Genomic DNA, 23,902 nt, shown 5'->3' with positions numbered 1-23,902 from the left:
AGGCTGGATGCTCGAGCTGAAGCCAGCCGAGCACGCGAGCTTTGACAGCTCAAACGCCCTGGGGACTATACGATAACGGTTGCGGTGGTGGTGCCCAAGGAGAGACTCGAACTCTCACGCCCGTGAAGGCGGGGGATTTTGAATCCCCTGCGTCTACCATTCCGCCACTTGGGCCACGCGCATTGAATTACCGCCCATCTTGCCGAACGTCCAGAGGCAAAAATCGGTCAATCGACGATCAGCCCGGGACAGATCGGTTGACGCCCCGTCGGACGCGTGGTTTGCCTCGTCATGACAAAGCTTGGGAACACGCGCTGATGCTGCAATCGCTTTATGATCGGACGATCCGACTGGCTGACCACCCACACGCACTGTGGGTGTTGGCATTTGTGGCATTCATCGAAAGCTCGGTCTTTCCGATTCCACCCGACGTGCTGATGATCCCGATGATTCTGGCACGCCCATCGCGGGCATGGCTGATTGCCACCGTTGCGCTTGTATTCTCGGTTCTGGGCGGCCTTTTGGGATACGCAATCGGCGCGTTCTTCTACGACAGCATCGGACAACCCATCCTCGAAGCGATGGGCAAGGGTCACGCGATGCAGGAGTTCAACCAGCGGTTCAACGATTTCGGGTTCTGGGCCGTTCTGACCGCCGGTGTCACGCCTTTCCCGTACAAGGTCATCACGATCATGTCCGGTTGGACGGGAATGCCACTGGGGACGTTCATCGCCACTTCGATTCTCGCCCGCGCTTTGCGGTTCTACATCGTCGCCGGGTTGCTTTGGGGCTTTGGCGAGCCTATCCGGGACTTCATCGAAAAACGGCTTGGGTTGATGTTCACTTTGTTCATCATTCTTCTGATCGGCGGATTTCTGGTGGTGAAATACATATGACGCGGAAACGGACACTCATTTTGCTGGCTGCGGGTGGGTCTGCAGCTTTGCTTCTTGCGGCTTGGGGGTTCCAGTATCTGGGCGGCATGGCCCCGTGTAAATTGTGCATCTGGCAACGCTACCCGCATGGTGCGGCTGTATTGCTCGGCGCGCTGGCCTTTGCACTTCCGGGCGTGCGCCTGCTGCCTCTCCTCGGCGCAGCCGCTGCCGCCGCCACGTCCGGTATCGGCGTCTATCACGCCGGGGTCGAGCGTGGTCTTTGGGAAGGTCCGTCCAGTTGCACATCGGGCAGTATCAGCGGCCTGTCTGCCGAGGAGCTGATGGAACAGATCATGGCGGCCCCGTTGGTGCGGTGCGATGATATCCCGTGGGAGATGTTCGGGTTGTCCATGGCCGGATGGAATGCTCTGCTATCCGCTGGGCTGGTTCTGGTCTGGCTGGCCGCCTGGCGCGCGCGTTGAACCTACTGGGCGTCCAGTTCTGCGTCCCAATACAGAAAGTCGATCCAGCTTTCGTGCAGGTGGTTCGGCGGAAACTTCCGTCCGATATTCTGCAGCATGCTGGCGTCAGGCTGCCGAGGTGGCTTGCGCAGGCTCATCCCGGCCTGACGCAGCGATTTCGACCCCTTGCGCAGATTGCACGGACTGCAGGCGGCCACCACGTTCTGCCAACTGGTGACACCCCCTGCCGCACGCGGCACGACGTGGTCGAAAGTCAGTTCGCCCCGGCTGCCGCAGTACTGGCAGCGGAACTCATCCCTCAGAAATAAATTAAAGCGCGTGAAGGCCACGCGCTTTCTGGGTTTCACATAGTCTTTCAGGACAACCACCGACGGTATTCGGATCACCGTACTCGGGCTGCGGACCACTTCGTCATACTCGGCGACGATATCAACCCGGTCCAGCCAGGCGGCCTTTATCGCCTCCTGCCAGGGCCACAGCGACAGCGGATAGTAGGAAAGCGGGCGATAATCGGCGTTCAAAACCAATGCCGGATGGTGCTTGAGGGCACCTGGCTCCCTGACAAATTCGGTCCTGAAATCTCCGTCCATGGCTGAATCGCTCCTCGCTCTCGGCTGCCTGTATGGGACACCAGAGCGGGGAGCACCCGCCCCGGTCTTAACTTAACTATATATCGTGTCAAAACTCTGACAAGTCCTGTTTTTCCACAACATCTCGGTAACGAACTACCCCGAATCCGTAACAATCACGTGACAGTTATCCACAGCTTGCGCAGGTCCGGAACTGAGAGTAAGGCGGAGCTCATGTCATGGTTCATCCGCTTCAACAAACCCTTTGACGTGCTGCCGCAGTTCACCGACCGGCAAAATGCCGAGTCGCCCCGCAGCACCCTGTCGGATTTCATCGACCTGCCGGGGGTCTATCCGGCCGGGCGGCTGGACCGTGACAGCGAGGGGTTGATGCTGCTGACCGACAATGGGCGGCTGCAATCCCAGATCTCGGACCCCAAGCACAAAATGCCCAAAACCTACTGGGTTCAGGTCGAAGGAATCCCGGATGCGGCGGCCATCCGGGCCCTGCGTGACGGGGTCGAGTTGAATGACGGCATGACCCGCCCAGCCAAGGCGCGGCTGATTGACGAACCCCAAGGCCTGTGGCCGCGCACGCCCCCGATCCGCGAACGCAAGTCGGTGCCGGATTGTTGGCTGGAACTAACACTGCGCGAGGGGCGCAACCGTCAGGTGCGCCGCATGACGGCCGCCGTGGGCCACCCCACCCTGCGCCTGATCCGCGCCCGGATCGGAGACTGGACCTTAGACGATCTCGCCCCCGGCAGCTGGGACAGCCTGCCGATGCCCGTTCTGGAAACCGCCCCCCAACGCAAGCGGGACCGGCGTCCGCGGCGGTGACTTTTTCAGCGATGTCCGTTATGATAGCGTCATGAAAGTAACAGCCGGAATCCCGTCGCCTTCGGGCATTCTCGAGGCCGCGCTGTATGTCGATGATCTGGACGCCGCCGAACGGTTCTATGGCGGGGTTCTGGGCTTGGAACGCATTCAGCGCGTCGAGAGCCGGCACGTGTTCTTCCGGGTCGGCACCTCCGTGTTGCTATTGTTCAACCCGGACCAGACGGAACAGCCTCCGACCAATCCTGACCTGCCGGTGCCGCCGCATGGTGCGCGCGGTCCGGGGCATGTGTGCCTCATCCTGACCAGCGACCAGATCGCGTCGATGCGCAAGCATCTGCTGGACTGGAACGTCCCGGTCGAGGCCGAATTCGACTGGCCCAACGGGGCTCGGTCGCTCTATGTACGCGATCCGGCCGGAAATTCGGTGGAGTTTGCGGAGGGGCACCTGTGGGGGTGACCCAGCCGCATTACAGGCTCAGCTTGTCCCGCATGAAGGCCAACGCGACGCCCAGCCCGTCGGGTGCGATACCGTGGCCAGTGCCCTTCATGATGTGGGCATAAACTTCCTTGAAGCCCGCGCGCTGCAGGGCCTCGGCGGCCTCGGGCAGCGATTGCGGCGGCACCACGTCATCGGCATCGCCATGGACCAGCAGCACCGGCATCCGGCTGACCACCTCGTCGGCCAGCAGGTCAGGCTCCAACAGGCGGCCGGAAAACGCGATCACGCCAGCCACCGGATCTTCGCGACGTGGGGCCACGTGCAGGCTCATCATGCTGCCCTGGGAAAAGCCGAACAGCACCACCTGCTCGGGCAGCACGTCTTCGTCCACCATCAGGGCGTCCAGGAAGGCGTTGAAATCCTCGACCGCCATTTCCATGCCGCGCCGGGCCTCCTCCTCGGACGAGCCGTCGATCCACGGGATCGGAAACCACTGGAAGCCGTTGGGCATGCCGGGGATCTGCTCGGGCGCGTCGGGGGCCACGAACAGCGTGTCGGGCAGGTGTTCGCCCAGAACATCCGCAAGGCCCAGCAGATCGGCCCCGTTGGCGCCATAGCCATGCACGAACACCACGACCGAGCGCGTGTCGCCCGAAACCGGCTCTTTGCGGAGCGCGTTCAAAACCCGTGTCATCTGATCCCTTCCCTATCCTTGGCCACGCGGTAATAGGCCCACAGAACCCGGGCTGCAACCGACCGCCACGGCGACCACGCCTCGGCCATCTGCCGCAACGCCTTGTCGGTCGGCCGATCCGGCAGGTCGTATAGCATCCGCGCGGCCTCCTGCAGGGCCAGATCACCCGGCGCGATCACATCCGCCCGCCCCAGCGAGAACATGGCATAGATCTCGGCCGTCCAAACCCCGATGCCCGGCACCTGTGTCAGGGTCGCAATGACCACGTCATCGGGCGCCTCGCGCAGGCTCTTGTAGTCGATCCGCGCCTCGGCCAGCGCCCGGGCATACCGGATTTTCTGACGGCTCAGCCCCACTGCGCGCAGATCGTCGTCGGTGGCCCATTTGATCTTGCGTGGCCCGGTCAGGCCCGCCTGCTGCATCCGCCTCCAGATCGCGTTGGCCGAGGCCACGCTGACCTGCTGGCTGACGATGGCGCTGAGCAGTTGCGCGAAGCCGTCGGGCCGACGGCGCAAGGGCAACGGGCTGGTCAGTTCGATTGCGTGCGCCATGCGTGGACAGGCGTCAGACAGCCACTCGGCCCCTTCCGCAACGCATTCTGGTGTCTCGATAATTCGACCAACGGTCATGGCGGCTCCGGGTGGCGGTTCGGGGCGCAGGTTAGGCTGCTTTGTCGCATATGCAACCCGCTTGTATGTCTGTCGGTTCGCCGATACCCATTTGCGCATGACGATGACCAGCACCGCCCCCGACGATACCCGCGCCAAGCGCAACGTTGCCGTTCTGGTGGCGGCGCAGGCGATTCTGGGCGCGCAGATGCCGATGATCTTCATCGTCGGTGGATTGGCGGGCCAGTCGCTGGCCAGCAACGCTTGCCTGGCCACGCTGCCGATTTCGTTGATCGTTCTGGGTTCGATGCTGGCGGCCACGCCGGTCTCGGCCATCATGCAGCGCTGGGGCCGCCGCGCTGGGTTCCTCGTCGGCGCCACCGCCGGAGCGGTGGGCGGCGCCGTGGGCGCCTATGGCCTGTACCTGGGGTCGTTTCCCGTGTTCCTGTTGGGCAGCCTGCTGACCGGCATCTACATGAGCGCACATGGCTTCTATCGCTTTGCCGCCGCCGATACCGCGTCGGACGCGTTCCGGCCCAAGGCGATCTCGTACGTCATGGCCGGCGGTCTGGCCGCGGCCATCATCGGGCCGCAGATCGTCAAACTGACCTCGCAGGCCTATGTCATTCCGTTCCTGGGCACCTATTTCGCGGTGATCGCGGTGAACGTCATCGGTTCGGTCCTGTTCCTGTTTCTGGACATTCCGACCCCCGACCGTCCGTCACAGGATGCACCCAAAGGCCGGTCGCGGCTCGAACTGCTGAAAACTCCGCGCATCGCCGTGGCCATCATCTGTGCCATGGTCTCATACGCGCTGATGAACCTGGTGATGACCTCGACGCCGCTGGCGGTCGTCGGCTGCGGCTTCTCCGAAGGTGATGCGGCGGATGTGGTCACCAGCCACGTTCTGGCGATGTATGTTCCCAGTTTCTTCACCGGCCATCTGATCGCCCGGTTCGGGGCCGAGAAGATGGTCGCCATCGGTTTGGCGGTTTTGGGCGGTGCGGGCGTTGTGGCTCTGCAAGGCGTTGAGATCGAGAACTTCTTTCTGGCCCTCGTGCTGCTTGGCATCGGCTGGAACTTCGGCTTCATCGGCGCCACCAGCATGCTGGCGGCCGAGCACGAGGTGCATGAACGCGGCCGAGTGCAGGGCCTGAACGACCTGCTGGTGTTCGGCGGCGTGACGATTGCGTCGTTGGCCTCGGGCGGATTGATGAACTGTTCGGGCGGATCCCCGGTCGAGGGATGGACCGCCGTCAACCTGGCGATGGTGCCGCTGCTGACCTTGGCGGGCGGCGCGCTGCTGTGGCTGGTGCTCAGACCCCGCGAGGCCAAACTCTCCTGATCACCACCGACCGGTCGAAGCCGTCCAGATCAGTGACACGCGTCGTCGGATTTCGCCCACGTTCAGCGCACCAGCAGCGACCCGACCGGGCTCAGCCAGCACATGACGCAGGACGCGGTCTGCCTGCCAGCCGACAAAAAGCGCAGGGCGCGCCTGATCCGAAACATCGGCCCGCCGTGCTCGGGCCGCGGCCATCCTGTCCAGCGCGCGCTCGGCCAACTGGCGCACCCCGTCCGGCGTCCCGTCCAACAGGGGAATGCGCCCGCGGGCTTCAAGCTCGGGGATGGCGCGGAACCAGTTCGCCACACCGACCGCATAGCCAAAATCGCGCAGGACCGTTTCGTCGGCGGCACCCAGGGCTTGCGCCGAGGCGACCATGAGCGACCCTGCGCTGTGGGTGAGGTAGGCCTCGAAGTGTTCCTCATCCTCGAACGGATCCCGGTAGATATCCCAACGCCTTACGGCCACGAATTCATCCAGAATCGCCGCCAGATGCGGGGACAGGACGCGCGACAGGGGCGTGACCACCTCGTGCCGCCGCACGGAGGGTCCTTCGGCGATCTCCTGCAGCGCGTCGCGCCACCATTGCAGGCGCATTTCCGCGATCATCGGCTCTTGGGTGACCCACGGCGCGCGGGCGACCTCGATGTTCATCGCATAGATCGGAAACAGCACGGCCCGCGCCGGCACCGGCGCCGCCATCGCGGCCATGAACCGATCGGGGTCGGCCCGGTGGACCAGCGCCGCGCAGGCCTTGACGTCGTCGTCGAAGGGCACGCTCACTCGGCCACCACCGATTGCGGGCTGCAATCGCGCACCAGCTTCCACTGGATCGCTTCCAGCAACGCCTCGAACGAAGCATCAACGATGTTCGCGCTGACCCCAACCGTGGACCAGCGCCGCCCCTGTCCGTCTTCGCTGTCGATGATGACGCGGGTCACGGCCTCGGTCCCGCCCTGGGTGATGCGTACCTTGAAGTCCACCAGATGCATATCGTCCAGGATGGGCGAGTACTGCCCCAGATCCTTGGCCAAAGCTTTGGCCAGCGCGTTCACCGGGCCACGGTCGCTGCCGTTTTCGTCCATCGACTCGCTGACCGACAGCTTCTTCTCGCCATCCACCTTCACCACGACGACCGCCTCGGACAGGCTGACCATCTGGTTGTACTTGTTCTTGCGCCGCTCGACCGTGACCTTGTAGCGCTTGACCTCGAAGAATTGCGGCAGCTGGCCCAGTTCATCGCGGGCCAGCAGCTCGAAACTGGCCTGCGCAGTGTCATAGGAATACCCCTCGGCCTCGCGCGCCTTGATCCGTTCCAGGATGCGCCCCAGCGCCGGGTCGCCCGACTCGACCTGCAACCCAGCCTCGGTCAGGCGTTTGCGCAGGTTCGACTGGCCCGCTTGGTTCGACATCGGAATGATCCGCGCATTGCCCACGGTGGCCGGATCGACATGTTCATAAGTCGACGGATCCTTGAGGATCGCGCTGGCGTGCAGCCCCGCCTTGTGCGCAAAGGCCGAGGCCCCGACATAGGCCGCCTGTTTGCTGGGCACCCGGTTCAGGACGTCGTCCAGCATGCGGCTGATGCGGGTCAGACCGGTCAGCGCGTCGCGGCTGACCCCGATCTCGAAGGCCGAGGCATAAGGCTCCTTCAACAGCAGCGTCGGGATCAGGGCGGTCAGGTTGGCGTTGCCGCAACGCTCACCCAGCCCGTTCAACGTGCCTTGGATCTGGCGCGCGCCGGCATCCACGGCCGCCAGGGAACAGGCCACGGCATTTTCGGTGTCGTTGTGGGTGTGGATGCCCAGCCGGTCGCCGGGAAAACCCGCCGCGATCAGCTCGGACACGATCCGCCCCACTTCGGCCGGCAGCGCGCCGCCATTGGTGTCGCACAACACTACCCAGCGGGCCCCGGCCTCCAGCGCCGCCTGGCAGACCTGCATGGCATAGGCGGGGTTGTCTTTGTAGCCGTCAAAGAAATGCTCGGCATCGAACAGCGCCTCGCGCCCCTGCCCCACGACGTGCGCGACAGAGGCGCGGACGTTCTCGACATTCTCCTCCAGCGAGATCCCCAGCGCGTCCGTCACGTGATAGTCATGCGACTTGCCCACCAGACAGACCGCCCGCGTGCCTGCGTTCATGACCGCGGCCAGCACGTCGTCATTCTCGGCCGAGCGCCCGGCCCGCTTGGTCATGCCAAAGGCGGTCAGGCGGGCGCGCGTCTTGGGCGTGGCGTCAAAAAACGCGCTGTCGGTGGGGTTCGCACCGGGCCAGCCGCCTTCGATATAGTCCACCCCCAAAGCATCCAGCGCCTGCGCGATCTGGACCTTTTCGGCGGTCGAGAACTGAACGCCCTGCGTCTGCTGCCCGTCGCGCAGCGTAGTGTCATAGAGGTACAGGCGTTCCTTAATCATCTTCTTGGCTCTCTGGTTATTCGGCAGGTGCCCTCTTAAACGGAGGATGAGGCTCGGTTTGGAGAACTCGTTCAGGTTTCCGCAAGCAACTCTTTGTAGTGAATTTCATAGCCCTCACGACTCTTTTTCATGCGTTCCAGAGTTTCAGCCCAATGATCGTTTCGAACTTTCGCAGCGTCCACATTCGAAAGATCGCCTGTAGCAGATCTGATGACGTTCACTCGCGACAATGTCGGCCGGAGCTCCCACTCAAAGCCATCCTTAGTATCGTTTAACGTGAACCCAAAGTACGGTAGGTCTTCGTCCCTCATCTTGTCTGCCCACTTAAACAGTAAGCCACCCTTTTCCTTGTCTCCGCTCTTCATCCACTCTCTGGCCTGAGCCTTAAATTGAGAACGAAGAAGCACCCAATTCTCAATCTCTTTTGCAAAAAAAGACTTATCTAGCTCTCGGTTTTGATCCCACCATGCACCCATTTCTGGAGTTAACAGACCCAACAACTGTGCCGACGCCAAAAAATTAGACAACAAGCCTCTACGCAAATTCACCGGTTCATTTGATGCATTTTGTTGACGGCTGATCTGTCGCTCAAGGCGGTGTAACTCGGCGATCGCACCCGCTGTATTCAGATCATCACTCAACGCAGCAACAACCGCAGGCGCCGCGCTGGGTGCGGGCTCGATGCCCGCAGTAAGCGCCCGCCACTTGCGCAACGTGGCCTCGGCCTCGCGCGCCTTCTTTTCTGTCCAGTCCATCGGCTTGCGATAGTGGGTCTGCAAGAAGACGAACCGGATCACCTCGCCCGGCACGCCCTGATCCAGCAGGTCATGCACCGTGAAGAAATTGCCCAGCGATTTGGACATCTTCTTGCCTTCGACCTGCAGCATCTCGTTATGCAGCCAATAGCGCGCGAATTCGCCATGGGGGCGGGCGCATTTGCTCTGGGCGATCTCGTTTTCGTGGTGCGGAAACATCAGGTCGTTGCCGCCGCCATGGATGTCGAAACTTTCGCCCAGCAACTCATAGCTCATGGCCGAGCATTCGATATGCCAGCCCGGACGACCCCGGCCCCAGGGCGACTCCCAACCCGGCAATTCATCGTCCGAGGGCTTCCACAGAACGAAATCCATCGGGTTCTTCTTGTAGGGCGCCACCTCGACCCGCGCGCCTGCGATCATGTCATCGACCGACCGGCCCGACAGCTTGCCATACTCGTCGCGCCAGCTGTCCACCGCGAACAGAACATGCCCCTCGGCCTCATAGGCGTGACCCTTGGCGATCAGATCCTCGATCATGGCGATCATCTGGTCGATATACCGCGTGGCCCGCGGCATCTGGTCGGGCTCCAGCGCCCCCAGCGCGCCCATGTCATGCAGGTACCAGCCGATCGTCTCGTCCGACCGCTCCTGCACCAACTGTTCGAGCGTTCCTTCGGCCCCGGCCTGCTTGCGCGCCAAGGCCGTCGCGTTGATCTTGTCATCAACGTCGGTGAAGTTGCGAACATAGGTCACATGCTCCGGCCCATAGACATGGCGCAGCAGGCGGTACAGCACGTCAAACACCACCACGGGCCGCGCGTTGCCCAGATGCGCCCGGTCATACACGGTGGGTCCGCAGACATACATCCGCACGTTGTCGGCATCGATCGGAACGAAATCTTCCTTCGTCCGGGTCCGCGTGTTGTGCAGTTTGATCGTCGTCATGCGTCTGGCTCCTGGATACAGCAATAGCGTGCGCGTTGACGCGGGCTTAGCAACTTGTCTCAGGGAAGAAAACGAAAGAAACCGGCCCGCGTGAAAGTTCAGCAGGGAATGCAGCAGATAATGATGCAGGTCTTCCGGTTCATGGCCCATCGCATAGCACGCCCGATCCCGCGCGCCAAGACTTCTGTTGCCTACCGGGGAAGCTGATTGACAAATCACCGCGGCTCTGACCCATTCGGCGGACTTGCTGTAACGGAGGCGCGCCATGAAACTTTCGCACCGCATCACGCACCTAAACGGAGGCGGTTCGGACGGGTGGGACGTGTTCTATCGTGCGCGCCGCATGATCGCCGAAGGCCAAGCCGTGACCGAGCTGACCATTGGCGAGCATGACATCCGCACCCACCCCTCGATCCTGGCCGAGATGGACCGGTCGGCGCGTGCGGGCCATACCGGATACGCCATGGTGCCGGGCACGGATCTGCTGCGCGATACCGTGGCCGCGCGGGTGCAGACCCGCACGGGTGTTCCCACCACGCGCCACAACGTGCTGATCACCCCGGGCGGACAGGCCGCGCTGTTCGCCGCGCATATGGCTGCGTGCGACCCGGGCGATGTGGGCCTCTATCTTGATCCGTTCTACGCCACCTACCCCGGTACGATCCGCGGAGCGGGCGCTGTCGCGCGCGCGGTTCAGACCCGGGCCGAGGACGCCTTTCAGCCTGACGCAGCCACGATCGCGGAACAGGCCGAGGGTGCCGCTTCGCTGCTGATCAACACGCCAAACAACCCGACCGGGGTCGTCTATTCCCGCGAGACCCTGACCGAGATTGCTGATCTGTGCCGCGAGCGCGACATCTGGCTGATCTCGGACGAGGTCTATGACACGCAGGTCTGGGAAGGCGCGCACCTGTCGCCCCGCGCCCTGCCCGGTATGGCCGACCGCACCCTGGTCGTGGGCTCGATGTCGAAATCCCATGCCATGACCGGATCGCGCTGCGGTTGGATCGTTGGCCCCGAAGAGGCCATCGAACACCTGATCAACCTTGCCACGCACACCACCTACGGGGTTCCGGGATTCATACAGGACGCTGCCAGTTATGCGCTGACCGCGGGGGACGAACTGGAAGAAGAGGTTGCGGCCCCCTTCCGCCGCCGCCGCGCCCGGGCGATGCAGGTTCTGGCCCGACAAAACACTGTGGGCCTGATCCCCGCACAAGGCGCGATGTACCTGATTCTGGACATCCGCGCGACGGGGCAAAGCGGCGAAGACTTCGCCAATGCGCTGCTGGACACCCACGCCATCGCGGTCATGCCCGGCGAAAGCTTCGGCCAAGCCGCCGCAGGGCATGTGCGCGTGGCCATGACCATTGATGATGACCGGTTCGCCGCCGCCCTCCAGACCCTATGCGGTTTCGCCGCCCGGCTTGCGGGTCAGACAGCGGCCGAGTGACCGAGACGGGTTTCGTTCAGAACCGGAAGGTCGTGCGCAGATTGAAGGTGTTGGTATCCAAATCGCCGCGCGACCGCGTGACATCGTTGAAATTCTGCCGCAAGGCTTCGCCGCTGATGATCAGCCGGTCGCCCAGAGGATAGGCTACGCCGATCCCGTAGACTGCCGCTGTGTCGCTGTCGCCCGAAGTATTCGCCCGCGCGGCACCCACCACGACGTAGCCCAAAGCGGGCCCAAACTCGTACCCGCCGCGCAGTTTCACGCGGGACACGCTGTCCAAACTGCCCTCCGAGGCGCCCAGGTCGAGATTCAGTCGATCATACTCCAACTCACCCCCGACGACGAAGCTGCCCAGATCCAGATCGTATCCGATATTCGCGCCGATGCTGCCCGAATTGCCTCCACTGCCGCCGGGGCCGTCCGCGTCGGTATAACCGAAGGTGAACCCGGCATAAGGTCCGGTCCAATCCTCGGCCAACGCCACCTGCGCCGCTGGAATCAGCAGGGCCGACAGCAAGGCGCGGATCAGTTTCATGCAGACCTCCGGTTTTCGTTCAGCACCCTTTGCGATTGCAACAGATGCGGTGATGTGCACCTCAATTTCACATGTGCTTTGGTGCCGTCAGATCAATTCAAGTCACGCAAATCTTAACAATAAGTAATGGAAGCATAACATATTTCGCCCTTTGCGTGAGGATTTCCTGCGGCGTTCATCGACGTTCCAAATTTTCGAGGCCAAAAGCGACATCGGTCGCAAACAGGACAGATTGCTTGCTCGGACCCTGACACCATTCGTCGCAGGAGTTGAGGACCACATGCCAAACGATATTTGGAAGATTTGCCTGATCAGCCGCACCATCGGTGCCGATCGGGGGCGTGCGGCACGAGGACGGCCGTGACGGGTTGAAGCTTCCCCCCTTTGACCTGACTTTCAATTTGGAATCCTCACCATGAACGACCAATCCCGCTCAACGTCCCGCAGTGGCGGCCGTGCCGCCCGTCGGGCCGCCCGTGCCGCGGCCCTGCCCGAACATCTGCGCCCCGTCCGCCCGGGGCTTGAGGGCGGCACCTACAAACCGCTCAGCCAACAGGACATGGAGCGTATTCACTCTGCCGCGCTCGATGCGCTCGAAACCATCGGTCTGGCCGACGCACCACCCAGCGGGATCGATTACCTGGTCAATGCCGGCTGTACGCTGGGCGATGACGGACGCATCCGTTTTCCCCGTGCGCTGGTCGAGGACACGATCGCCCGCGCCAACCGCTCGGTCACGCTGTACAGCCGCGACGGCAAAACCGATCTCGAACTGTCCGGCGGACGTGTTCATTATGGAACCGCCGGGGCAGCCGTCAGCATGGTCGACGCCCAGGGACGCAATTACCGCGACTCGACAGTGCAGGACTTGCACGATGCCGCGCGGATTTGCGAACAACTGGACAATATCCATTTCGTGCAGCGCCCCATGGTCTGCCGCGACATCACCGACAACCGCGAAATGGATCTGAACACGATTTATGCTTGTTGTTCTGGAACTTACAAGCATATCGGAACATCCTTCACAGACCCCAGCTATGTAGCTCCGGCCATGGAAATGCTGCATATGATCGCTGGCGGCGAGGACAAATGGCGTGAGCGGCCCTTCGTCTCGAACTCGAACTGCTTTGTCGTGCCACCGATGAAATTCGCGACCGAGAGCTGCCAGGTGATGGAAGAATGTATCAAGGCGGGGATGCCGGTCCTGTTGCTATCCGCTGGGATGGCGGGCGCCACGGCCCCGTCAACGGTGGCTGGTGCGATTGTCCAGGCTACGGCGGAATGCTTGGCCGGTCTGGTTTATGTAAACGCCGTAAGCCCAGGCGCTCCGGCGGTTTTTGGCACTTGGCCCTTTGGCCTTGATCTCAGGACCGGTGCGATGAGCGTCGGGTCTGGCGAGCAGGCCCTGTTGACGGCAGGCTGCGCCCAGATGCACAAATTCTATGACCTGCCCGGCGGCGCTGCAGCAGGTGCTTCGGACTCCAAACTGCCCGACATGCAAGCCGGATGGGAGCAGATGTGTTCCAACGTCATGGCCGGGCTGTCCGGCCTGAACATGGTCTACGAAGCAGCGGGCATGCACGCTTCGCTGCTGGGTTTCTGCTTTGAAAGCCTGATCCTTGGTGACGATCTGATCGGTCAGGCCCTGCGATGCGTTCGTGGGATCGAGGTCACGGACGACACGCTGGCGCTGGACCAGATCGCGTCGGTCTGTCTCGGTGGCCCGGGTCACTACCTGGGTACCGACGCAACACTCAGTCGTATGCAGGCTGACTATGTCTATCCGGCGCTTGGCGACCGGACCTCGCCCAAGGAATGGGCCGAGCTGGGCAAGCCGGACCTGGTCGAAAAGGCCACCGCACGCAAAGAAGAGATCCTTGGCGCTCCGTCTCCGGCGCGTTTCGATCCGGCGCTGGATGCGGGACTCAGAAGCAGGTTCAACATTCATTTGCCTGCATAACCAATTGAAAAGCAGCCCAGATCGCTCTGGGCTGCCTCGTGCTTCAAGCTGTTAACCGTTGCTGGGCGGCAGCAGACCGGCTTCTTGCGCGGCTGCGATTTCGGCCTCATCCAAAGCGCCGTCACCATTCGCGTCCAAAAGCGAGAACGCATCGGCATCCATGTCGGGCACAACGGCCTGAACCTCTTCGATGGTCAGAACACCGTCGCCATTTGCGTCAGCCGAGCTCTGCGCGAATGCAAGCGCAGGGAACCCGAGGGCAACTGCGGCCAGAACGGCCAGTTTCTGAGAGTTCATTGTCAGTCTCCTGATAGGGGGTTTGTGGTAGTCTGTCCGGACAGGCACACCAAACACCCGCTCAGCCGCACTGTCATCGGCCGAAGAGATTTTCCCGCAATTCGCGCCAATCCCTGCCCGTTTGGGCCATTTGGATTCGCAAGCTTTCGCTGCGCCAAGCCGTCCGCCAGCGCATCGGCACAACTTCCCTCATCGGTACCCCTGTTCCCGGCAATCCGCCGCTCAGCCTGACCGAGTCGCAAAAAAGAAAGGGGGCCGAAGCCCCCTGTCAGTTTTGCCTTCCAGGCTCAATTCGTTGACCGCCCGGTGTTTTTTGCCTGCGGCCTGGACTGCACATGGGACGAGCGCACCCGCCCCGTGAGAGAGTGGGAAGGACCGATATTCCGCCCCACCCTGTTCCCGGCCAGCACGGGCATGCCGGCCGAGTGGACCAGGGCGACCTAGGGTAAGTCTCAGGTTTTGCCCTGCTCCGAATTCGTCGGGACCGGAAGTCCGGGGGGAAATCCAGGTCCCTACACCCCGCCTGGCGGGGCGTTTGCCTTAGCTACACCCGCTGGTTGCCCCGCAGGTGTTGCATTTCATGCAGGTGCCGTTGCGCACCAGCGTGTAGTTTCCGCATTCGCCACAAGGGTCACCCTCGTATCCCTGCATTTTGGCTTTTGTCCGGGCATCCATCCCGGTGGCCGTTTCGGTGACGACAGTGGTTTCGCTCTTGGTTTCAAAGGTCACGGCCGCTTCGGACAGCCCGGTCGCTTCGGCAGCACCGTTGAACATCATCAGGTCCTGCGGCAAACGCTTGCGCAAATAACCGGTCGAGCTGATCTGTTTCAGCACCTCCAGGGATTTCGAAGCCGCGCTGTCGCTGATCTCCGAGACGTTCGATACACCCTCTTCCTCGCCACGACCCAGGTCGTCGAATGTTGCGCCCTCGGGCTTCACATGCGCCAGGTCGGTGCGATCGAGGTACGACACGGCCAGTTCGCGGAAGATGTAGTCGAGGATCGACGTGGCGTTTTTGATCGAGTCGTTGCCTTGAACCATCCCGGCGGGTTCGAACTTGGTGAAGGTGAAGGCGTCGACAAACTCTTCCAGCGGCACGCCATATTGCAGACCGACCGAGACGGCGATGGCGAAGTTGTTCATCATCGCTCGGAAGCCAGCGCCTTCCTTGTGCATGTCGATGAATATCTCGCCCAGTTGCCCATCTTCGAATTCGCCGGTGCGCAGATAGACTTTGTGCCCGCCCACGATCGCCTTTTGGGTATACCCCTTGCGACGGTGCGGCAGCTTTTCGCGGTGGCTGCGGATGATCTCTTTGACCACCACCTTCTCGACGACCTTCTCGGCCAATGTAACGGCCTTTTCCTGGATCGAGCCGCTTTCGAGGATTTCAGCCGCTTCGTCGTCATCCTCGACCAACGCCGCCGCCAGCGGCTGGCTGAGCTTGGACCCGTCGCGATACAGCGCGTTGGCCTTGACGCCCAGGCTCCAGGACAGCTCGTAGGCCTTCTGGCAATCTTCGATCGTGGCGTCATTGGGCATGTTGATCGTCTTGCTGATCGCGCCCGAGATGAAGCTTTGCGCCGCAGCCATCATGGTGATGTGGCTGTCAACACCCAGGAACCGCTTGCCCTTCTTGCCGCAGGGGTTGGCGCAGTCGAAGATCGAGTAGTGCTCGGGCTTCAGATGCGGGGCCCCTTCCAGGGTCATGGTGCCGCAGACATGGTCGTTGGCTGCATCGATATCCGCCTTGCTGAAGCCCAGATGGCGCAGCATGTCAAAGGTCGGATCGTTCAGCTTGCTAGCCGGGATGCCCAGAACACCGGTGCAGAAATCCTCGCCCAGCGTCCACTGGTTGAAGACGAACCGGATGTCGAACGCGCTTTCCAGCGCGGCATCGATCTTGGCCAGCTCGTTCGGGCCGAACCCGTGACCGGTCAGCGAGGTGTGGTTGATCCCCGGCGCGTTGCCCAAGGTGCCGTGACCCACCGCGTAGGACACGATCTCCTCGATCTGGGCCGAGGAATAGCCCAGCTTTTCCAGCGCCGACGGCACCGAGCGGTTGATGATCTTGAAGTAGCCGCCCCCGGCCAGTTTCTTGAACTTCACCAGCGCAAAGTCGGGCTCGATCCCGGTGGTGTCGCAGTCCATCACCAGACCGATCGTGCCGGTCGGCGCAATCACCGTGGCCTGCGCGTTGCGATAGCCGTTCTTCTCGCCCAAGCTCAACGCTTCGTCCCAGGCACTCATGGCCAGATCGACAAGGCGTTTGTCCGGACAGTTGGCGTGATCCAGCGGCACCGGCTTGACCGACAGCTTCTCATAGCCCTCGGTCACACCCTGCGCAGCGCGACGGTGGTTGCAGATGACCCGCAGCATATGCTCGGCGTTGCGCTTGTAGCCGGCGAACGGCCCCAGCTCTCCGGCGATCTCGGCCGAGGTGGCATAGGCAACGCCGGTCATGATCGCGGTCAGTGCGCCACAGATCGCACGACCCTCGTCCGAGTCGTAGCCGTAGCCCATGTTCATCAGCAGTCCGCCGATATTGGCATAACCCAGACCCAGCGTACGGAAGTCATAAGACAGCTGCGCGATCTCTTTCGACGGGAACTGCGCCATTGTTACCGAGATCTCGAGCGTCAGCGTCCAGAGACGGGCCGCGTGCATGTAGTCGGCCGCCTGGAACTCGCCATCTTTCAGGAAGGTCAACAGGTTCATCGAAGCCAGGTTGCAGGCCGTGTCATCCAGGAACATGTACTCTGAGCACGGGTTCGAGCCACGAATCTCGCCGTCTTCAGGGCAGGTGTGCCATTCATTGACCGTGTCGTGGAATTGAATGCCCGGATCGGCGCAGGCCCAGGCCGCGTGGCCGACTTTTTCCCACAGATCGCGTGCCTTGACCGTCCGGGCAACCTTGCCGTCGGTACGGTTGATCAGCTCCCAATCGGCATCTTTCTCTACCGCCTTCAGGAAAGCGTTGGTCACACGGATCGAGTTGTTCGAGTTCTGCCCCGAGACCGAGCTGTAGGCCTCAGAGTCCCAGTCGGTGTCATAGGTCGGGAACTCGATGCTGTCGTGGCCCTGCTTGGCATAATCCAGCACGCGCTTGATATAAGTCTCGGGGATCGCGACCTTTTTCGCTTCGCGGATCGCCGCTTTCAGCGCGTCGTTTTTCTTGGGGTCATAGGCGTCGTCCTGTGCGCCGTCCCAAGCGCGGATGGCCTCGAAAATGCCGTTCAGCATCTTCTCGTGCATCTTCGATCCAGCAACGATCGAGGCCACCTTCTGCTCTTCGATCACCTTCCATTCAATGAATTGCTCGATGTCAGGGTGATCTGCATCGACGATCACCATCTTTGCTGCTCGACGGGTTGTCCCGCCTGATTTGATCGCGCCAGCGGCGCGGTCGCCGATCTTGAGAAAGCCCATGAGGCCCGAGGACTTGCCGCCACCCGACAGCGCTTCGCCTTCTGCACGCAGATGGCTGAAGTTGGTCCCGGTACCCGAGCCGTATTTGAACAGGCGCGCCTCGCGCACCCACAGATCCATGATGCCGCCTTCGTTCACCAGGTCGTCATCGACCGACTGGATGAAGCACGCGTGCGGCTGCGGATGTTCATAGGCCGATTTCGACTTGGTCAGCTTACCGGTTTTGTAGTCCACATAGTGGTGACCTTGGGCCGGACCGTCGATCCCATAGGCCCAGTGCAGACCAGTGTTGAACCATTGCGGGCTGTTCGGCGCGGCGCGCTGGGTCGCCAGCATGTAGCGCATCTCGTCGAAATAGGCGCGCGCGTCTTCCTCGGTCGAGAAGTAACCGCCCTTCCAGCCCCAATAGGCCCACGCACCCGCCAGGCGGTCAAACACCTGCTTCGAAGACGTCTCGCCACCAAATTCGGCATCATCGGCCGGAACCGAGCGCCACAAAAACTCGGGCACGTCCTTCTCACGGACTTTTTTCAGTTTGCTGGGAACGCCGGCCTTGCGGAAATACTTCTGAGCGATCACGTCGCTGGCGACCTGGCTCCACCGAGAGGGGACCTCGATGTTATCAAGGCGGAACACGATCGTTCCATCCGGATTGCGGATCTCGGACGTGACGGACACGAAGTCCAACTCTGCGTATGCGTCCTGCCCTGCCTTGGTAAATGTTCTTTCAATCTTCATGTCCGCCGCCCTAGATCAATCAGCCCAAATTCGGTTGTCCGGCACCAATTCCGTTTTCTGGCGGGGTGCCGCCCGCCTTGACCGCCGATCAGGGACGCAAAGGACCTGGCGCTGCCTTTGGCAGCGCAAACCCGTTCGCACGGTTGCACATCAGTTTGGAGTGCTTTCCGACCCTCGCCCTGTGCCAACTCTGGCTATTCCTACCAGATTTAGTGGCAACTCACTCGGCCCATACAATCTGGCGTATCTACCCATAGTTGGTCAACGGCATTTTTTGGCTCCGAACCCAAACTTTTCTGTTGACCGCAAAACCACAGGATGGGCCGAGACAGAACGCGCCGATTCCTCCACAACGCTGTCCACAAAACCGTGCAGATCGGTCAAATCGGATTTTCTTTTTTCCCGGCCCGGTTACGAGAAAATGGTCACCTGCCCGCCCGTGCCCCATACTGGGAGGAGAATCACCAATCTTCGTGGCAGCGCAACGCGACGCATCACGACACACAAAAGACGGAGTGCGCCGTGAAAACCTCGATTATCCGTTTGTTTCCGGTCCTTACCTTGCTGGCCGCTTGCGCGACGCCCGAGCCGGAACAGTCTTCACGCAGCGCTCAGTTCGCCGAATACCCCGATCAATTGTTCAGCACGTTCGAGATCAGCTGCGAAGGTCCGGAGGAACGGTTCACGCGCCCCGAGCGCAGCAGTTTCGAGTGTCGTTCCTCTCTGCCACCGGAAACCACCGCGTTCTTGATCCTCAACTATGACGGTTACCCGCAGGACTTGCCCAAAGGGGTGCGCCGCATGTCTTCGACCCGCAATCAGGCCGGTTACCGGGTAGATGCCGAGTTGTTTTTCCTGGTCCCCCAGAAGGACGGAGCGACGATCAAGGTTCCTGTCGAAAGCTCGGTTCTGGATGATGAGTTGACACGGCTCTACCGTTATTTCGGTGGAACTCCGTTGTAAGGAAAGTGGTCGGGGCGGCGAGATTCGAACTCACGACCCCCTGTACCCAAAACAGGTGCGCTACCAGACTGCGCCACGCCCCGGACCGTGCGCCTTCCTAACGGTGTCATTCGGATTTGAAAAGCCCTAACAGGGCCAGATTGCAGAGCCTTGCGAAAAAATTTCGTGGCGCATGACCGTACCCGGTGCGATCGAGTAACGGGCGGCCAGTCCCGCATTCACCTCAAGAACCGCAAAGACCGAATCGCCGCCCTCGATTGGGGTCAGATCCCCCGGTACGGCGTCGGAATGAACACGGGTCACCACTCCAGTGCGATCCAGAAAGATCATGTCCAGCGGGATCAAGGTGTTCTTCATCCAGAATGCGACCGGCTGGGGCGGATCGAACACGAACAGCATCCCTTCGCCCTGAGGCATGCTTTCGCGGAACATCAAACCCTTTGCCCGCTCCTGCGGAGAAACGGCCAATTCGACCAGAAACCGGACCTGTGCCTTGTCATTGCGAAGGTCCACCCGGTCAGACCGGCATTCAGCAAAGGCGCCTTGTGACAGAAAAATACTCAGAAGAAGACCGGCCAGAATCCGCATCACGCGCAGCGCTCAGTCATTGAGCGCGGATTCCCACGCAAGCACTTGTGCGGCCATGCGGCCCCGCTTGCCGTCGATGACCCGCATCGCCAGCGCCTCGCCCGGCTGGAGATCGGCCAACCCGGACCGGCGCAGAACTTCGATATGCAGAAACACGTCCTCGCTGCGGCCGAAGACATTGGCAAAGCCGAAACCCTTGCTCTTGTCGAACCACTTGACGCGCGCGGCCTCGAGCGGCGCATGCGCGATCTCATTGGGATCCATTTCGGCGAAATCCGCCAGCATCACCGAGTCGGCGCGCTCGGGCGGATCGATGCTCACGACCTCAACCGCCTGAACCCCGCGATCGGTGCGGTGAGTCATGATCTCAATGCCCGCGCCATCAGCGACCGAGCTTTGCCCGAAGTTCCTCAGAACGTTCACGTGCAGCAGGATATCAGGGCCGCCATCGTCGGACACGACAAAGCCATACCCCTTTGCGGGGTCAAACCATTTTACGTGTCCACGAACGCGGTACATGCTGTTCAGGTCTTCTGGCACGGTGTTCCCATCACGAGATTCAAAGGGTCGTTAGGGGTCTGATGTGTATGGAAACGTCGGGCAAATTCAAGCTGAAAAAATTCAGACATTTCCGTGTGTTGCATTTCACGATACGCGAACGTCATGGATTCAACCTCTGTACGCTCCACTTTTGCTCGGACGGGTCGCGCCGCCAGCGGAACCTGTCGTGCAGCCGAAAGGCACCATCCGCCCAAAACTCGATTTCAACCGGCATCAGCCTGTAGCCACCCCAGAATTCGGGCCGCGGCGGGTTTGATCCCAGCTTTGCCGTCACCTTTGCAACTTCGGCCATCAGAGCAGCCCGGCTGCTCAGAGGTTCCGACTGTCGCGAAGCCCAGGCACCCAGCCGGCTTTTCAGCGAGCGTGACGCATAATATTCGTCGGCCAAAGGGCCGTCTTCTTTGGTGATTGTACCACGAACCCGGATCTGACGCCGCAGTGATTTCCAGTGCATAACAAAAGCGGCTTTGCCGGCCGCATCCAGCTCTTGGGCCTTGGCACTGTGATAGTTGGTATAGAAAACGAAGGAGTCCGCCTCGATATCCTTCAGCAACACCATCCGTGCGTTCGGCATACCATCGGGGTCCACGGTTGCCAGGGCAATCGCGTTCGGATCGTTCGGTTCCGTCTTTTCGGCTTCGGCCAACCAACGGGCCGCGATCACGAACGGATCGTCACCGGCAAAGATGCCGTTTCGCTCACTCATGTCCATCCCCTGGAACGAATTGAACATGACCCTACGGCGAGAACCCGCCCCGGGCAAGAGTGCATGGCCTTGATGCAGCGCAATCAATGGCATAAACCAACGCAACACATCGCGACGACAGGCGGAGAACCGAACATGTCAAATCAGTTGATGGCCGGCAAGCGCGGCCTCATCATGGGACTGGCCAATGACAAATCAATCGCATGGGGAATCGCCCGCGCCTTGTCCGAAGCCGGAGCCGAACTGGCTTTCTCTTATCAGGGGGATGCACTGAAAAAACGGGTCGACCCGTTGGCGGCCCAACTGGGTAGCGAGATCGTCCTGCCCTGTGACGTCAGCAACGAAGAGTCGATCGACGAGTTGTTCGCGGCACTGAAAGAGAAATGGGGCAAGCTGGATTTCGTAGTCCACGCCATTGGTTTCTCAGACAAGAACGAACTTCGTGGCCGCTATATCGACACGTCGCGCGCGAATTTCAAGCTGACGATGGACGTGTCGGTCTACTCTTTCACCGCAGTGATGCAACGCGCCGAAAAGCTGATGACCGACGGCGGCAGCGCCATCACCCTGACCTATTACGGCGCCGAGCAGGTCATGCCGCACTACAATGTCATGGGTGTGGCCAAGGCCGCGCTCGAGGCGTCGGTGAAATACCTGGCCGAGGACCTGGGCAAGGACAACATCCGCGTCAACGCGATCTCGGCCGGACCGATCAAAACCCTCGCCGCCAGCGGCATCGGCGACTTCCGCTACATCATGAAGTGGAACGAATACAACTCGCCCCTGCGCCGCAACGTGACCATCGATGACGTGGGCAAATCGGCCCTTTATCTTCTGTCCGACCTCAGCAGCGGCGTGACCGGTGAAAACCTGCACGTTGACTCGGGTTATCACATCGTAGGCATGAAAGCCGTCGACGCGCCGGACGTAGAAAAGGGATAAGACCATGAGCGCAAAGGACCGCCTGCCCCACGAAAAAGGCTTTCACATCAGCTGGGACCAGATTCACCGTGACTCGCGCGCGCTGGCCTGGCGTTTGGACGGTCAGGGCCCCGATGACGGTGCTTGGCGCGCCGTGGTGGCGATCACGCGCGGCGGCATGGCACCCGCGATGATCGTCAGCCGAGAGCTGGACATCCGCACCGTAGATACCATCAGCGTCAAATCCTATCACCATCAGGAACGTGGCGAGGCCGAGGTGCTCAAAGCCCCCGATGCCGATCTGATGGGGGATGGTGAGGGCGTGCTGATCATCGACGACCTGGTCGACAGCGGCAAGACGCTGGAACTGGTGCGCAAGATGTACCCCAAGGCCCATTTCGCCACGGTCTATGCCAAGCCCAAGGGCCGCCCAATGGTTGACACCTATATCACCGAGGTCAGCCAGGACACCTGGATCTTCTTCCCTTGGGATATGGCCCTGCAATACGTTGAGCCCTATCGCGGCACCGACTGATCCCACTTATCCACCACAAATCAGCAAGACCGGACACCCGATGACATTGACCCGCACCGCCGCCACCTTCGCCCCTCCGGTGATGGAGGCGCGGCGTTGGCTCGAAGGGGTCACGTTCTCGGAAGACCGCCCGCTGATCAATGTCAGCCAGGCGGCGCCGGTCGATCCGCCGCCTCTGGCGCTGCGGCAGGCGATGGCCGATTTCGCGATCAATCAGGACGCCGCACATCTCTACGGCCCGGTATTGGGCAACCCCGATCTGCGCACGGAGCTCGCGCGTGAGATCGGCGATCACTACGCTGCCGAGGTTCGGCCGGAGCAGACAGCCATCACCTCGGGATGCAATCAGGCCTTTGCCTCGGCCATCTCGGCGATCACCGATCAAGGGGATGAGGTCATCCTGCCAACACCCTGGTATTTCAACCATAAAATGTGGTTGGACATGGCCGGAGTGCGGGCGGTTGATCTGCCGACCGGGTCGGACCTACTGCCCGATCCGGAAAAGGCGCGCGCGCTGATCACCGAGCGCACGCGCGCGATCGCGTTGGTCACACCCAATAATCCGGGTGGGGTCGAATACCCGGCGGATCTGGTCCGTGCCTTCTATGACCTTGCGCAACAGCATGGCCTGCGCCTGCTGGTCGATGAAACCTATCGTGATTTCGACAGCCGCAGTGGCCCGCCGCACGCGCTGTTCCAGCAGTCCGACTGGGACCGGACGCTGGTGCATCTCTATTCCTTCTCGAAGGCCTACCGCCTAACCGGCCACCGGGTGGGCGCGATCGCCACCGGTGCGCCGCTGCTGGCCGAGGTCGAGAAGTTCCTCGACACCGTCGCCATATGCCCCGGACAAATGGGCCAGTTCGCGGCGCTGTGGGGGATGCAGAACCTGTCTCAATGGCTGGCCGGGGAACGCGCCGAGATTCTCGATCGCCGCGCCGCAATCACGCTGAACATGCCCCGCCTGACGGACAAGGGATGGCGGCTGCTGGGTCTCGGGGCCTACTTCGCCTATCTCGAACACCCGTTCGATATTCCGTCGGACATTCTGGCGCGCAGATTGGTCGCCGAGGCCGGCATTCTGCTGTTGCCGGGCACGATGTTCATGCCCGACCACGACCCGGCCGGGAAACGCCAGGTGCGCATTGCTTTTGCCAATCTGGACCGTGCCGGAATCGGGCTATTGTTCGACCGCTTGCAGGCTCTGTCCTTCTGAGCTTGCCCCCCGGCATCCCGCGTCGTATTCA

23 protein-coding genes and 2 tRNA genes are annotated in these 23,902 nt (G+C 61.6%); 11 read left to right on the top strand and 14 right to left on the bottom strand.

Annotated elements, in window-relative coordinates; genetic code table 11:
- Nucleotides 1–88: 88 nt before the first annotated feature.
- Nucleotides 89–174: transfer RNA gene (locus tag AC2FNZ_RS07320), tRNA-Leu, on the bottom strand.
- A 143-nt stretch (nucleotides 175–317) separates the two neighbouring features.
- On the opposite strand from AC2FNZ_RS07320, the gene AC2FNZ_RS07315 reads away from it, so the two are divergent.
- A complete protein-coding gene (locus AC2FNZ_RS07315; RefSeq protein ID WP_093962156.1) occupies nucleotides 318–896 on the top strand; it encodes a YqaA family protein in 579 nt (192 codons plus the stop codon).
- Complete coding sequence (locus tag AC2FNZ_RS07310) at nucleotides 893–1,357, top strand: disulfide bond formation protein B (RefSeq protein WP_093962157.1); 465 nt, start codon at nucleotides 893–895, stop codon at nucleotides 1,355–1,357. Before AC2FNZ_RS07315 ends, AC2FNZ_RS07310 begins: the two co-directional genes overlap by 4 nt.
- A gap of 2 nt (nucleotides 1,358–1,359) precedes the next feature.
- Here AC2FNZ_RS07310 and AC2FNZ_RS07305 read toward each other — a convergent pair whose 3' ends face one another.
- Nucleotides 1,360–1,947: an HNH endonuclease gene (locus AC2FNZ_RS07305; RefSeq protein ID WP_093962158.1), complete on the bottom strand. Its 588-nt coding sequence runs from the start codon at nucleotides 1,945–1,947 to the stop codon at nucleotides 1,360–1,362.
- A 213-nt stretch (nucleotides 1,948–2,160) separates the two neighbouring features.
- Here AC2FNZ_RS07305 and AC2FNZ_RS07300 point away from each other — a divergent pair, with 213 nt between their 5' ends.
- Entirely contained in the window at nucleotides 2,161–2,766 is a 606-nt protein-coding gene (locus AC2FNZ_RS07300; RefSeq protein WP_170390707.1) for an rRNA large subunit pseudouridine synthase E, read from the top strand.
- A gap of 31 nt (nucleotides 2,767–2,797) precedes the next feature.
- On the top strand, nucleotides 2,798–3,223 hold the full coding sequence (locus AC2FNZ_RS07295; RefSeq protein ID WP_496840065.1) for a VOC family protein: 426 nt from the start codon (nucleotides 2,798–2,800) through the stop codon (nucleotides 3,221–3,223).
- Nucleotides 3,224–3,233: 10 nt separating this feature from the next.
- Here the strand turns inward: AC2FNZ_RS07295 and AC2FNZ_RS07290 are convergent, their stop codons facing one another.
- Together AC2FNZ_RS07290 and AC2FNZ_RS07285 are read right to left on the bottom strand one after the other, a co-directional pair.
- On the bottom strand, nucleotides 3,234–3,899 hold the full coding sequence (locus AC2FNZ_RS07290; protein ID WP_170368478.1) for an alpha/beta hydrolase: 666 nt from the start codon (nucleotides 3,897–3,899) through the stop codon (nucleotides 3,234–3,236).
- Nucleotides 3,896–4,528 carry a DNA-3-methyladenine glycosylase family protein gene (locus AC2FNZ_RS07285; RefSeq protein ID WP_496840064.1) on the bottom strand — a complete coding sequence of 211 codons (633 nt, stop codon included), beginning with the start codon at nucleotides 4,526–4,528 and terminating at the stop codon, nucleotides 3,896–3,898. Before AC2FNZ_RS07285 ends, AC2FNZ_RS07290 begins: the two co-directional genes overlap by 4 nt.
- Nucleotides 4,529–4,625: 97 nt before the next feature.
- Between AC2FNZ_RS07285 and AC2FNZ_RS07280 the strand changes: the two genes are divergently transcribed.
- The gene (locus AC2FNZ_RS07280; protein WP_496833250.1) at nucleotides 4,626–5,852 is read left to right on the top strand and encodes an MFS transporter; all 1,227 of its coding nucleotides are present in this window, start codon (nucleotides 4,626–4,628) and stop codon (nucleotides 5,850–5,852) included.
- Here AC2FNZ_RS07280 and AC2FNZ_RS07275 read toward each other — a convergent pair whose 3' ends face one another.
- From AC2FNZ_RS07275 to cysS, 3 genes are all read right to left on the bottom strand, one after another.
- Entirely contained in the window at nucleotides 5,853–6,629 is a 777-nt protein-coding gene (locus AC2FNZ_RS07275) for a squalene/phytoene synthase family protein (RefSeq protein WP_496840203.1), read from the bottom strand.
- Between the two features lie 2 nt (nucleotides 6,630–6,631).
- Complete coding sequence (gene cimA, locus AC2FNZ_RS07270; RefSeq protein WP_496840063.1) at nucleotides 6,632–8,266, bottom strand: citramalate synthase; 1,635 nt, start codon at nucleotides 8,264–8,266, stop codon at nucleotides 6,632–6,634.
- A gap of 71 nt (nucleotides 8,267–8,337) precedes the next feature.
- Nucleotides 8,338–9,969: a cysteine--tRNA ligase gene (gene cysS / locus AC2FNZ_RS07265; RefSeq protein ID WP_496840062.1), complete on the bottom strand. Its 1,632-nt coding sequence runs from the start codon at nucleotides 9,967–9,969 to the stop codon at nucleotides 8,338–8,340.
- Nucleotides 9,970–10,234: 265 nt separating this feature from the next.
- Between cysS and AC2FNZ_RS07260 the strand changes: the two genes are divergently transcribed.
- Nucleotides 10,235–11,422: a pyridoxal phosphate-dependent aminotransferase gene (locus tag AC2FNZ_RS07260; RefSeq protein WP_496840061.1), complete on the top strand. Its 1,188-nt coding sequence runs from the start codon at nucleotides 10,235–10,237 to the stop codon at nucleotides 11,420–11,422.
- Nucleotides 11,423–11,438: 16 nt separating this feature from the next.
- On the opposite strand, the gene AC2FNZ_RS07255 is transcribed toward AC2FNZ_RS07260, so the two are convergent.
- Nucleotides 11,439–11,957 carry an outer membrane protein gene (locus tag AC2FNZ_RS07255; RefSeq protein ID WP_170338997.1) on the bottom strand — a complete coding sequence of 173 codons (519 nt, stop codon included), beginning with the start codon at nucleotides 11,955–11,957 and terminating at the stop codon, nucleotides 11,439–11,441.
- Between the two features lie 415 nt (nucleotides 11,958–12,372).
- Here AC2FNZ_RS07255 and AC2FNZ_RS07250 point away from each other — a divergent pair, with 415 nt between their 5' ends.
- Nucleotides 12,373–13,917, top strand: coding sequence for a trimethylamine methyltransferase family protein (locus AC2FNZ_RS07250; RefSeq protein WP_496840060.1), 1,545 nt, complete (start codon nucleotides 12,373–12,375; stop codon nucleotides 13,915–13,917).
- Between the two features lie 51 nt (nucleotides 13,918–13,968).
- Here AC2FNZ_RS07250 and AC2FNZ_RS07245 read toward each other — a convergent pair whose 3' ends face one another.
- Complete coding sequence (locus tag AC2FNZ_RS07245; protein ID WP_093962168.1) at nucleotides 13,969–14,214, bottom strand: EF-hand domain-containing protein; 246 nt, start codon at nucleotides 14,212–14,214, stop codon at nucleotides 13,969–13,971.
- Nucleotides 14,215–14,754: 540 nt separating this feature from the next.
- Complete coding sequence (locus AC2FNZ_RS07240; RefSeq protein ID WP_496840058.1) at nucleotides 14,755–18,381, bottom strand: vitamin B12-dependent ribonucleotide reductase; 3,627 nt, start codon at nucleotides 18,379–18,381, stop codon at nucleotides 14,755–14,757.
- Nucleotides 18,382–18,903: 522 nt separating this feature from the next.
- On the opposite strand from AC2FNZ_RS07240, the gene AC2FNZ_RS07235 reads away from it, so the two are divergent.
- On the top strand, nucleotides 18,904–19,344 hold the full coding sequence (locus tag AC2FNZ_RS07235; RefSeq protein ID WP_093962170.1) for a hypothetical protein: 441 nt from the start codon (nucleotides 18,904–18,906) through the stop codon (nucleotides 19,342–19,344).
- A 6-nt stretch (nucleotides 19,345–19,350) separates the two neighbouring features.
- On the opposite strand, the gene AC2FNZ_RS07230 is transcribed toward AC2FNZ_RS07235, so the two are convergent.
- From AC2FNZ_RS07230 to pdxH, 4 genes are all read right to left on the bottom strand, one after another.
- A tRNA-Pro gene (locus AC2FNZ_RS07230) sits at nucleotides 19,351–19,427 on the bottom strand.
- Between the two features lie 43 nt (nucleotides 19,428–19,470).
- Nucleotides 19,471–19,932, bottom strand: a complete 462-nt coding sequence (locus AC2FNZ_RS07225; RefSeq protein ID WP_496833297.1) for a DUF192 domain-containing protein — start codon at nucleotides 19,930–19,932, stop codon at nucleotides 19,471–19,473.
- A gap of 12 nt (nucleotides 19,933–19,944) precedes the next feature.
- Nucleotides 19,945–20,472 (bottom strand): cold-shock protein, encoded by a 528-nt coding sequence (locus AC2FNZ_RS07220; RefSeq protein WP_093962172.1) that lies wholly within the window; start codon nucleotides 20,470–20,472, stop codon nucleotides 19,945–19,947.
- A gap of 121 nt (nucleotides 20,473–20,593) precedes the next feature.
- Nucleotides 20,594–21,199, bottom strand: coding sequence for a pyridoxamine 5'-phosphate oxidase (pdxH, locus tag AC2FNZ_RS07215; protein WP_170363392.1), 606 nt, complete (start codon nucleotides 21,197–21,199; stop codon nucleotides 20,594–20,596).
- A gap of 135 nt (nucleotides 21,200–21,334) precedes the next feature.
- Between pdxH and fabI the strand changes: the two genes are divergently transcribed.
- From fabI to AC2FNZ_RS07200, 3 genes are read left to right on the top strand one after another with little or no spacing between them, the layout of a single operon-like run.
- Nucleotides 21,335–22,141 carry an enoyl-ACP reductase FabI gene (gene fabI, locus AC2FNZ_RS07210; RefSeq protein ID WP_496840057.1) on the top strand — a complete coding sequence of 269 codons (807 nt, stop codon included), beginning with the start codon at nucleotides 21,335–21,337 and terminating at the stop codon, nucleotides 22,139–22,141.
- A gap of 4 nt (nucleotides 22,142–22,145) precedes the next feature.
- Complete coding sequence (gpt, locus tag AC2FNZ_RS07205) at nucleotides 22,146–22,655, top strand: xanthine phosphoribosyltransferase (protein ID WP_093962173.1); 510 nt, start codon at nucleotides 22,146–22,148, stop codon at nucleotides 22,653–22,655.
- A gap of 40 nt (nucleotides 22,656–22,695) precedes the next feature.
- The gene (locus tag AC2FNZ_RS07200; RefSeq protein ID WP_496840055.1) at nucleotides 22,696–23,871 is read left to right on the top strand and encodes an aminotransferase; all 1,176 of its coding nucleotides are present in this window, start codon (nucleotides 22,696–22,698) and stop codon (nucleotides 23,869–23,871) included.
- Nucleotides 23,872–23,902: the final 31 nt, after the last annotated feature.

The organism is Ruegeria sp. SAZA006 (assembly GCF_059613465.1).
The sequence above is the reverse complement of the archived record's forward strand: the minus strand, read 5'-3'. Positions and strand labels throughout refer to the sequence as shown.

Excerpts from the sequence above, each read along its gene's own strand:
- AC2FNZ_RS07255 (WP_170338997.1), bottom strand. The coding sequence starts at position 11,957 with ATGAAACTGATCCGCGCCTTGCTGTCGGCCCTGCTGATTCCAGCGGCG.
- AC2FNZ_RS07240 (WP_496840058.1), bottom strand. The coding sequence starts at position 18,381 with ATGAAGATTGAAAGAACATTTACCAAGGCAGGGCAGGACGCATACGCA.
- AC2FNZ_RS07300 (WP_170390707.1), top strand. The coding sequence starts at position 2,161 with ATGTCATGGTTCATCCGCTTCAACAAACCCTTTGACGTGCTGCCGCAG.
- AC2FNZ_RS07290 (WP_170368478.1), bottom strand. The coding sequence starts at position 3,899 with ATGACACGGGTTTTGAACGCGCTCCGCAAAGAGCCGGTTTCGGGCGAC.
- AC2FNZ_RS07305 (WP_093962158.1), bottom strand. The coding sequence starts at position 1,947 with ATGGACGGAGATTTCAGGACCGAATTTGTCAGGGAGCCAGGTGCCCTC.
- AC2FNZ_RS07310 (WP_093962157.1), top strand. The coding sequence starts at position 893 with ATGACGCGGAAACGGACACTCATTTTGCTGGCTGCGGGTGGGTCTGCA.
- AC2FNZ_RS07315 (WP_093962156.1), top strand. The coding sequence starts at position 318 with ATGCTGCAATCGCTTTATGATCGGACGATCCGACTGGCTGACCACCCA.
- AC2FNZ_RS07260 (WP_496840061.1), top strand. The coding sequence starts at position 10,235 with ATGAAACTTTCGCACCGCATCACGCACCTAAACGGAGGCGGTTCGGAC.
- gpt (WP_093962173.1), top strand. The coding sequence starts at position 22,146 with ATGAGCGCAAAGGACCGCCTGCCCCACGAAAAAGGCTTTCACATCAGC.
- AC2FNZ_RS07295 (WP_496840065.1), top strand. The coding sequence starts at position 2,798 with ATGAAAGTAACAGCCGGAATCCCGTCGCCTTCGGGCATTCTCGAGGCC.
- AC2FNZ_RS07280 (WP_496833250.1), top strand. The coding sequence starts at position 4,626 with ATGACGATGACCAGCACCGCCCCCGACGATACCCGCGCCAAGCGCAAC.
- AC2FNZ_RS07285 (WP_496840064.1), bottom strand. The coding sequence starts at position 4,528 with ATGACCGTTGGTCGAATTATCGAGACACCAGAATGCGTTGCGGAAGGG.
- AC2FNZ_RS07250 (WP_496840060.1), top strand. The coding sequence starts at position 12,373 with ATGAACGACCAATCCCGCTCAACGTCCCGCAGTGGCGGCCGTGCCGCC.
- pdxH (WP_170363392.1), bottom strand. The coding sequence starts at position 21,199 with ATGAGTGAGCGAAACGGCATCTTTGCCGGTGACGATCCGTTCGTGATC.
- cimA (WP_496840063.1), bottom strand. The coding sequence starts at position 8,266 with ATGATTAAGGAACGCCTGTACCTCTATGACACTACGCTGCGCGACGGG.
- fabI (WP_496840057.1), top strand. The coding sequence starts at position 21,335 with ATGTCAAATCAGTTGATGGCCGGCAAGCGCGGCCTCATCATGGGACTG.
- AC2FNZ_RS07200 (WP_496840055.1), top strand. The coding sequence starts at position 22,696 with ATGACATTGACCCGCACCGCCGCCACCTTCGCCCCTCCGGTGATGGAG.
- AC2FNZ_RS07225 (WP_496833297.1), bottom strand. The coding sequence starts at position 19,932 with ATGCGGATTCTGGCCGGTCTTCTTCTGAGTATTTTTCTGTCACAAGGC.
- cysS (WP_496840062.1), bottom strand. The coding sequence starts at position 9,969 with ATGACGACGATCAAACTGCACAACACGCGGACCCGGACGAAGGAAGAT.
- AC2FNZ_RS07245 (WP_093962168.1), bottom strand. The coding sequence starts at position 14,214 with ATGAACTCTCAGAAACTGGCCGTTCTGGCCGCAGTTGCCCTCGGGTTC.